The sequence below is a fragment of the Nitrosophilus sp. genome (genome assembly GCF_982775275.1).
On sequence record NZ_CEXZHP010000103.1, the window covers coordinates 1 to 5,392 of the forward strand.

General features: G+C 30.0%; 5 protein-coding genes and 1 pseudogene. 5 read left to right on the forward strand and 1 reads right to left on the reverse strand.

Going from position 1 to position 5,392, the window contains the following annotated elements; all coding sequences use genetic code 11:
- The 5 genes from AC30RD_RS05885 to AC30RD_RS05905 form a co-directional block, all read left to right on the forward strand.
- Positions 1–338 (forward strand): response regulator (locus AC30RD_RS05885; RefSeq protein WP_489493414.1); only part of this gene is annotated, 338 nt, incomplete at its 5' end.
- 29 nt (positions 339–367) lie between these two features.
- Entirely contained in the window at positions 368–1,600 is a 1,233-nt protein-coding gene (locus tag AC30RD_RS05890) for an EAL domain-containing protein (RefSeq protein ID WP_489493419.1), read from the forward strand.
- 4 nt (positions 1,601–1,604) lie between these two features.
- A complete protein-coding gene (locus AC30RD_RS05895; protein ID WP_489493415.1) occupies positions 1,605–3,284 on the forward strand; it encodes an ATP-binding protein in 1,680 nt (559 codons plus the stop codon).
- Complete coding sequence (locus tag AC30RD_RS05900) at positions 3,281–4,045, forward strand: eIF2B alpha/beta/delta subunit family protein (protein ID WP_489493416.1); 765 nt, start codon at positions 3,281–3,283, stop codon at positions 4,043–4,045. The genes AC30RD_RS05895 and AC30RD_RS05900 overlap by 4 nt, the downstream gene beginning before the upstream one ends.
- Positions 4,046–4,080: 35 nt before the next feature.
- Positions 4,081–4,650, forward strand: a complete 570-nt coding sequence (locus tag AC30RD_RS05905; RefSeq protein ID WP_489493418.1) for a thermonuclease family protein — start codon at positions 4,081–4,083, stop codon at positions 4,648–4,650.
- Positions 4,651–4,672: 22 nt separating this feature from the next.
- Here the strand turns inward: AC30RD_RS05905 and AC30RD_RS05910 are convergent.
- A pseudogene (locus AC30RD_RS05910) lies at positions 4,673–5,392 on the reverse strand (hypothetical protein); the annotation flags it as partial.

Here is a 5,392-nt window from a genome sequence, read left to right on the forward strand (position 1 = left end):
ACCTTTTATCTCCTATTTTTAGAAAAATATATCTCGCAAAAGACGGAGAAAAGGGTTTTGAGTATTTTAAAAAATATGATGATATAAATATCATAGTTTCAGATATTATGATGCCAAATACTGACGGTATCGAGATGGTTGATAAAATTAGAGAAATCGATAAAGAGATCCCAATAATTTATATGACCGCTTTTAGCGAAAATCAGTTTATTTTAAAAGCTATTAAGCAAAGAGTTCAAGGATATATATTAAAACCTATCGATATAGAAGAGCTTTTGGAGACTATTAAAAACGCTTATAGCATAATAGAAGCAAAAGAGTTAAGAGAGAGAGATTAAAAAATATAAATAAAGATTTAAAAAAAGAGATAGAGAAAAAGACAAAAGAGCTAAAAAAGCTTGCCTATTTTGATCCTTTGACCTCGCTTCCTAATAGAAACTCCTTATTAAAAGATTTGAAAGACATAAAAGATCCCATCATAATATTAATAGATATCGATTCTTTTAGAACAATTAACGATCTTTACGGAAACGAAAAAGGGGATACTGTTTTAAAAGAGTTTGCAAAAGTTTTAGAAAAAATTTCTATTAAGATTGATGGAAAAGTTTATAGGACCAGTTCAGACGAGTTTGTTATCTTAAGGGATGTCAGGTTTGAATACGATAAATGTAAGGAGATATTGGAAAAGATTTTAAAAATAGTATCCCAAGTGCAATTTCCCATATCAAAAGATTTAAAAATATCTCTTGATATAACTATGGGTGTAGGTTACGGAAAAAACAATCCTTTAGAAAAAGCTGATATGGCTTTTAACAAGGCTTACCAAAAAGGGGCAAAATATTATATCTTTAGAGAAGATGAAGAGCTACAAAAGGAGTGTAAAAACTTTATTGAAATAATAAAAGCGGTAAAGGAAGCTATTAACGAAGATGGTATTACTCCTTTTTTTCAGCCGATTGTAGATATTAATAAGAATATTGTTTATTATGAGGCTTTAATTAGAATAAAAAAAGGTGATGAGTTTTTAACGCCAAATCTCTTTTTACAGGTTGCCAAAAATGCAAAACTTTATAATAACATATCTCTTATATTAATAGAAAAGGCTGTAAATTTTTCAAAAAATTCAAATAAAAAAATAAGTATCAATCTTTCGTATAACGATTTTGAAAATGAAAATAGTGTAAATAGAATTTATAAAATCTTAAAAGATGCCGGTATTGGAAAAAATATCATATTTGAAATAACCGAAAATGAAACGATTAAAGATTTTGACAATATTTTAAATATTATAAAAAAATTTAAAAATTTGGGATCAAAAATTGCAATAGACGATTTTGGAAGCGGATATTCAAATTTTAGTTATCTATTAAGAATGCAGCCCGATTTTATTAAAATAGACGGGTCGCTTATTAAAGAGATAATTAACAAAAAAGAGGCTTTTTATATTGTAGAAACTATTGTGGAATTTGCTAAAAAACTTGGAATAAAAACCATTGCCGAATATGTCTATTGTGAGGAGATTTACAGTAGACTAAAAAATATCGGTGTTGAAAAATTTCAAGGATACTATTTTAGCGAACCAAAAAATCTAATGGAATAAATTTATGGGTTCAAATATTAAAGATCTCTCTTTCAGATATAAAGTCGCTCTTTCTTTAATAGCGGTTTTATCCATACTTGCTTATTTAAATCTTACAAATCTTTTAAAAAAACAATCAATTTACGCAAAAATCATAAACGTAAGTGGAAGACAGAGAATGTTCTCTCAACAGATCGCTCTTTTTGCTATTAATTATAAGATGAACGCGCTAAAAGAAAAAGTGGAATTGATGGAGAAATCTCATAAGTTTTTAACCTCTTTGGAAAATCTTCCGCCAAGCGTTAGAAAAATTTTCTTTGAAAGTCCCATATATCTTGATAAAAGAGTTAAAAAATATATAAAAGAGGCTAAAAATTTTGTTTTAACTACCAGCGGAAAAAGTTTAGCTTACATTTTAAATCATTCTCAGCCTCTTTTAAAAGATCTTGACAAAGTTGTAAACGAGTTTCAAAAAGAGAGCGAGAAAAAAACAAACGAGCTTGTCAAAAGAGAGCAATTAATTTTATTTTTAACGCTGTTTACCCTTTTAATGGAGGCTCTTTTTATATTTAGACCGGCTATTAAAAAGATAAAAGAGACTCTTGACAATCTAATAAACGAGAAAAATTTTAAAGATATGATTATAAAATCAAGTCCCGTTGGGATAATAGCCGTTGACGAAAAAAGAGTGGTAAATATTTTTAATAAAAAGGCCGACGAAATCTTTGGATATTCATCCCAAGAGATGATTAACGAGGATTCTTTATATAAAATTATTCCTAAAAAATATTATAAAAAAAATATTGAAGGTTTTGAAAAATTTATAAAGAACAACAGATTAAAAAATCTAAAACCTCTAGAGCTTGAGGGAAAGAGAAAAAACGGAGAGATTTTTCCGATAAGAATATCTTTTGGTTTTACCGATTTGAACAAAAAAAAGATAATCGTAGCCAATATTGAGGATATTACGCAGGAAAAGGAGAAAGATAAAATTTTATTGCAGCAATCAAGAATAGCCGCTCTTGGAGAGATGATAGGCAATATCGCCCATCAGTGGCGCCAACCTCTAAACTCCATAAAAATAGTTGCCAGCGGTATAAAAATGAAAAAGAAGGCCGGGCTTTTAAAGATAGAAGAGTTGGATAAAGATATAGAAAAAATTATAAATTACACCGATTATTTATCACAAACGATAGATGATTTTAGAAACTTTTTTAAACAAAATAAAGTCAAAGAGGAGTTTGATCTTATATCTGTTATAAAAAGATCCATATCTTTGGTTGAGGCTTCATATAAAAATAATCAAATAAAAATCTTCTTTAATCCCAAATATGAAAGTATAAAGATAAAAGGTTTCCCCAACGAACTTGCCCAGGTTTTTTTAAATATTTTAAATAACGCAAAAGATATTTTGATCGAAAGAGATGTTAAAGATAAAGTGGTGAAAATATCAATAGATGTAATAAATGATAAAAAAATTATCCAGATATGCGATAGCGGCAAAGGGGTGGAGGAAAAAAATGTTGTTAAGATTTTTGATCCTTACTTTACTACCAAGCATCAATCCCAAGGCACCGGAATGGGGCTTTATATGAGCAAACAGATAATTGAGAGACATTTTAACGGACTTTTAACCGTTTCAAACAAAACTTTTAAAATCGATAATAAAAGCTATTTTGGAGCCTGTTTTAAAGTAGAGATATGAGTTTTGAAAAAGAGATAGAAAAAATAAAAAAAGATAATATTCACGGAGCTGTTTATTTAACCAAAAAAGCTGTAAAAATCGTAGAAAATATTAAAAATATTCAAGATTTAAAAAAAGCTATAAAACTTTTAAAAGAGGCACAGCCCCATATGGCTTCTATCTATAATTTCGCTATTTTTATAGAAAAAAATTTAAAAAACGATATAAAAATCTTATCTAAAAAGTGGTTGGAAGATTTTGAGAGGGCAAACGATAAAGTCATAAAAAAGGCCTCTAAACTTATAAAAAACAAAAAAGTTTTAACCCACTCTTTTAGCTCTTTAGTTTATAAGGCTTTTATAGAAGCGAAAAAGCAAGGTTTTGAGTTTGAAGTATATTGCACCGAGTCAAGACCTAAAAATGAAGGGGTTGTGCTTGCACAAAAACTTTGCGAAGAGGGCATCAAATGCACCCTAATTTTAGATGCGGCGGCTCCATTTTTGGTTAAAGATGTGGATTTGGTTTTAATCGGAGCGGACGGGATAGGGGATTTTGGGCTTATACATAAAGTAGGAACCTATCCTATCGCATTAGCGGCAAAAGAGTTTAAAAAAGATATATATTCCCTTTCAACATCTTTTAAAATCTATCCAAAAGATTATAAATTAAAAAAAATTGCCAAAAATGATTCAAAAGAGATCGCCATGGGCTGTTTTAAGGTTGAAAATATCTATTTTGACATAACTTCTTTAAAATATATAAAAATCTTAACGGAAAATTAACTTTTTGCTGCTACAATTTAAAAAAAGGAGCGGCGATGAAAAAGATCATTTTTATAACCTTTATCTTATCTTTGTCTCTTTTTGCAAGAGAAGCTATCGTAAAAGAGATCTTAAGTGAGAATATGATTTTAATAGAGCAAAAAGGTATCACAAAAAGAGCTCAGCTTGCGGGTATTGCGCAGTTTATAAAGATTAACCAAAAAAATAGAAAAATCTCTTTTAAAGAGAGAGAAAGACTTAGAAAAAAAGCGATGGATTTTTTGCAAGAGAGCATCCCGGTTGGTAAAAAAATCGAGTTTATAAAGATAGATAACGACTCAAGTTTGGATTATATTTGGGTTAGCGTAGATAAAAAGGAGCTAAATTATCTAATGGTTAAGAACGGATATGCTCTTTTAGACGCAAACGATCCCTATCTTTTAGGAATGTTTCACCATAGACTAAAGGTAGCTATGAATTACGCAAAAAGAGAAAAAACGGGACTTTGGAAAAGCGATTTTGAAAAATTGGAAAAGCTTGTAACAAAAAGAAGTTATTACGGTTCTCAAAACAAAAATGTTTCAAAAGAAGATATTTTAGGCTTTTTTAAAGACAGAATAAAATAAAGGGGCTTTTTAGCCCTTTTATTTACCATTTTACCTCGGTAGTAAACATATATCTACTCTCTTTGTCGTCACTTTCTTTGTCGTTTGGATCGATTACGAACGTATTTGCTATGAATTTTACATTTTTATTATATTTATAGGCTACTGCGGCTATCCACTCTTTTTTTGAATATTGGTTGTTTTGCTCTTTTACTTTCCATTTGTCGTATCTTGCTAAGATCGACCATCTATCAACAGGTCTAAATTCTCCGTTTACGCTCCAGCCCTCTCCTTCGTATTCACCATCTTGGTTGTCTGAAGTTATATACATACCAGCGATTAAGAACATTGGATTGTTATAAACTGCATGTATTCCATACCACTTAAGATCTTTATCATCTGTAGTTGGATCATTATCATTTTTATAGTTTGGATTTATTTGTCCTAAGAAAGAGATATCAGCATACTCATCGCTCATATGAACTTTTTCTTTACCAGTTCCTAATAAATGAGCTGTTAATCTCCATTCAAAAGATAGGTTGGTATTGATATTTGCAGTTGTGTCATGGTAACCTTCACCGTTAAATAGTCCCATTTCAGAGCTGAAATATTCTGTTTTTGTTTTTAGGTTAAATCCTAAATCGGCTGAATTTGTTAAATGAGCACCTTCATGCTCTTCAACAAATGTTTTGGCGATACTTCTATAAAACCATCCATGATGCTCTTCCCAGTCTATCCAAGGTCTATGAGCTTGTCCAAACTC